At 52.5% G+C, this 4,423-nt stretch carries 3 protein-coding genes; 2 read left to right on the forward strand and 1 reads right to left on the reverse strand.

What is annotated here, in order from left to right; all coding sequences use genetic code 11:
• The coding region (locus tag AC06ND_RS06675) for an alpha-amylase family glycosyl hydrolase (RefSeq protein WP_475678218.1) at positions 1 to 734 on the reverse strand (734 nt) is incomplete at its 3' end.
• A gap of 45 nt (positions 735 to 779) precedes the next feature.
• On the opposite strand from AC06ND_RS06675, the gene AC06ND_RS06680 reads away from it, so the two are divergent.
• Positions 780 to 1,505: a TrmH family RNA methyltransferase gene (locus AC06ND_RS06680; protein WP_475678219.1), complete on the forward strand. Its 726-nt coding sequence runs from the start codon at positions 780 to 782 to the stop codon at positions 1,503 to 1,505.
• A gap of 164 nt (positions 1,506 to 1,669) precedes the next feature.
• Positions 1,670 to 3,862: a translocation and assembly module lipoprotein TamL gene (gene tamL / locus AC06ND_RS06685; RefSeq protein ID WP_475678220.1), complete on the forward strand. Its 2,193-nt coding sequence runs from the start codon at positions 1,670 to 1,672 to the stop codon at positions 3,860 to 3,862.
• The last annotated feature ends 561 nt before the right edge of the window (positions 3,863 to 4,423 follow it).

The raw sequence follows: 4,423 nt of genomic DNA on the forward strand, positions 1-4,423 counted from the left end.
TGAAGGTCGCCCAGGAACTGCCAGTTCCATGTGATTGCTTCAGCAGTGCCACCGTGCCTGTACACCGCCATGAGGGTGTCGTAGAGGCCTGACTTGTCATAGAGATAGTCGAATCCGACCTCCCTGATATAACGCCAGTAGTTATGCTTCTCATATATTTCGGCGACGAAGATGACTTCAGGGAATTCCTCCTTGATCTTCCTTATCATCCATGCGAAGAATTCAGGTGGAACGAGCTCCACCATGTCGCAGCGGAAACCGTCGACTCCCATCGACGCCCAGTAGCGCACGATATCGTACAATTTGCCCCAGGTCTCAGGGTGAGAATAGTTGATCTTCCTGGTGTCGGTCCAGTCGTAATCGCAGTAGTCGAAGGTCGGAATTCCGCCGTGCTGATCCTCGTAATCCGGTGCCACATGGTTAGGGATAAAGTCGATCAGAAGCTTGAATCCAGAGTTGTGAGTCCTCTTTATGAGTTTCTTGAATTCAGCAATCCTTTTATCCTGCTCATCAGCAAGATATGGATTGACATCATAATAGTCTGAAATTGAATATGGAGATCCTGGACGACCTTTTACGAATGGCTTTCCGGTAGCGTGCCTTATGACGCCAGTGTACCATATATGGGTCACTCCGAGACTGTGGAGATGGGTGAAGCTTGCCTTGTCGAATGACGAGAACTTACCCTCGCCCCAGAGCCTTGTCAGTACCTGATAGAATATTGCCTTGCTCATTATTTTTCATGTAAATTTCCTGCAAATTTACTTATTTTTGCAGACATGATAAGCAACAACGAAATCAAGCAGCTCCGTGCACTCCAGAACAAGAAGTTCAGAGACGAGACCGGCCTCTTCGTAGTAGAAGGCGAGAAGATGGTGGCTGAGGCCATTGCATCCGACTTCACCGTGGAAAAGGTCTATCGCCGTGACGAGATCGGAGCGGAAGCAATGTCCAGGATCAGTTCACTCAGCAGCCCGTCACCAGTGCTCGCCGTGCTCCGCCAGAAACCGGAGATGAGCCTCGACCAGATTGCCGAGCTCATTCGTCCCGGCATGCTTGCCATCGGACTTGATTCCGTACGCGATCCCGGCAACCTCGGAACCATCATCAGACTCTCCGACTGGTTCGGCATCGACGTGGTCTTCGCATCCCGTGACAATGTCGAACTCTATAATCCAAAGGTAGTCCAGTCTACTATGGGGGCCATATTCCGTAAGAAAGTAATTTACTGCGATTTAGTAGAAGTCAGCAAAATCTTTGCTTCAAAAGGATTGCCTATCTTCGGAACCTTCCTGGAAGGGGAGAATATCTACCGAAAAGAGCTTGCTCCCGATGGTCTCATCGTGATGGGTAACGAGGCCAACGGCATCAGTGACGCAATGAAGCAGCAGGTCAGCGAGAAACTCTTTATCCCGCCTTATCCCGGCGATCAGCCAACCGCAGAATCCTTGAACGTGGCAATCGCCACCGCCATCTGCGTCTCCGAATTCCGCCGACGCCAGTAATCTCCAGATTCCGCAGACGTCAGTAATCTCAGAATTCCGCAGACGCCAGTAATCTTGCATGCCTGGACACAGGCATAGCTGCATGATTGCGATTCGATCGCATACATCTTTGATGGAAACATATTTTCCGGTATATTTGCATGATGGTCAAACTTTGTTTGAGCGTGGCAAGAATCAGTAGATATATCCTCCTCGTGATGGTCGCGATCTTCGCGGCCTCCTGCAGCACGACCAAGATGCTTCAGGACGGAGAGTATCGCCTTGCCATGAACAAGGTGAAGGTGACCAATGACAAGCATTTCAACGGCAAGACCCTCGAACCATACATCCGCCAGTCTGCCGGTCCAAGCTTCATCAAGGGATGGCATCCGTTCGTTTCCGTGTACAACTGGCAGAACGGCAAGGGCAAAGGCTGGGACAAGTTCGTGCAGAAGATAGGCGTCGCTCCGGTCATCTATGACTCCGAGACCATCGACGATTCAGAGAGCAGCATCATCAACCACCTCCAGTACATCGGCTACTTCAATTCCGAGGTCGAGGCAAGCGTCGCCGTACGTAAGAGAAACGTGTTCGTCACCTACAACGTGGAGCTTGGAAAGCAGTATCCGATCAAGTCTCTCAGTTGGACCGTCCCTGAAGGTGAATTTAAGGAAAGCTTTGATGCAGACACAAATAACATCAGCATAAAGGTAGGGGAGCCGCTCTCCGAAGCTGCCCTCGAGGCCGAGACAGTCCGCTCCAGCCAATACTTCCGTGACAACGGATTCTTCGGTTTCAACAAGACCTTCTACACCTTCGAAGCCGACACCCTGAAGGAGTCTGGCGCAGCACATCTGGAGATGAAGGTGCTCGAATATCCGCGTAACGCATCTCCCGAAGATGCCAAGGAGTTGAAGAAGTTCACCATCGGCAGCGTGAACTTCAGCCACCCCGTCAGCATGAAGATCCGGCCGAAGGTACTCTCTGACCTGAACCTTCTCCGACCTGGTGAGATGTATAGCGAATCACGAGTGAACAACACCTATCAGAGACTCTCTTCGATCAAGGTGTTCAACAGCGTGAACATCAGCCTCCAGGAAGCATCGGACGACAAGGTCGACTGCGACATAACCCTTACCCAGAGTAAGCTCCAAGGCTTCAAGGTGAACCTCGAGGCATCCACGAACTCCAGCGGGCTCTTCGGAATCTCGCCACAGCTCTCATACTACCACAAGAACATCTTCCACGGCGGCGAATGGCTGAACCTCAGCTTCATGGGCAACTTCCAGTTCAAGCTGAAGGACAAGGTCCACTCTAACGAGTTCGGTGTGTCGGCTGGCCTTAGCCTGCCTAAGTTCCTCTTCCTCCCGTACAGGCTCTTCAAGGGTGCAATCCCGAGGACTGACTTCAACGTCTCCTACAACTACCAGAACCGTCCAGAGTACACCAGGAACATCGTTTCCGCGTCATACGGCTACACGGGAACATACCTTAACCAGAAGCTTTCGTATAAGGTGTATCCTCTGCAGCTGAACATCGTCCACCTGTTCAACCTTGATAGCGAATTCTATAATTCGATCAGCAAGGACCCATTCCTCCGCAACTCCTATAACAACCACTTCGACTTCGGAACCGGAGGAACTCTCTATTATACCAACGATGTCGACGGAACGAACCATGCGCCTTTCTACACCAGGGTGCAGCTTGACCTTGCCGGCAACATCCTGAGCGCCTTCAGAAAGGTGATGAAGCAGGATGAGAATGGCCATGCGCTCGTATGGGGAACTCCATTCTCCCAGTTCGTTCGCTTCGAGGCCAGCGTCGGCAAGACATGGAAGTTCGGAAGGAACGGTGGCCAGGCACTCGCGACAAGGTTCCTTGCCGGTGCCGGTTTCGCATACGGAAACTCATCTGCACTTCCTTTCGAGAAGCACTTCTATGGCGGTGGTGCAAACAGTCTCAGAGGTTGGCAGGCGCGCTCCGTCGGTCCAGGCTTCTCTTCGAAGGACACATACTTCGTCATTCCCAACCAGACCGGTGACATGAAGGTAGAGGCCAATATCGAGTACCGTTTCGACCTCTTCTGGAAGCTCGAAGGTGCCACTTTCGTCGATGCGGGTAATGTATGGAACATGCCGCTCAACTTCGACGACAGCGTCAGCGATGATTCGCTCTTCCATTGGAACAATTTCTATAAGGCCATCGCGGCCAACTGGGGTATAGGTCTCCGCGCTGACTTCAATTTCCTCATCGTCCGTATCGACTGGGGTATGAAGGTACATGATCCTTCACGCCTCGAAAACTCATGGGTCGGCCCTCGCGGATGGTTCTCAAAGGATGGCTACGCCGTGCATTTCGGTGTCGGTTATCCGTTCTGATGCGCGGCATCAGAACGGATAACCACTTCCTAACCCCCGGCTTGCGCCGGCCCCTGTCAGGGGTATGGCGCTACACTGCGTTTCGCTGGCAACTACGTGGCTCGACTACAGTCTCGCACACTGCGTTGCGGCACTCGCGTGCCTTGCTGCTTCTACTCGTCCCGCATCAGAACGGATAAAGACTTCTTAACCCCCGGCTTGCGCCGATCCCTGTCAGGGTCTTAACCCCCGGCAACGCCGACCATGTCACGAGATCCAAAAAGAAGCCGATTTTTGGCGTTCGTGACACGGTTTTCGATGTTTTCGCCTCTTTCGATGGCGCGAGCGACAATAATCGATCGATTTTTGGCGTTCGTGACAGACATAGAGTCGCCCGCAACTCCACATACGGGGTGCGGCGGCACGTAAGCATGCAAAATGCATTTGCCCGGACTAGGGTCGGCGAAGCGGAGCGAAGACGATCTGCATTTTGCTGCTTACGTGGCGACAGAACAGCCATGACACAACGTTCACGACGGACGGCGGACATGCATGCAAAATGCATTTGCCCGGACTAGGGTC

This window comes from Candidatus Cryptobacteroides sp., assembly GCF_056207615.1.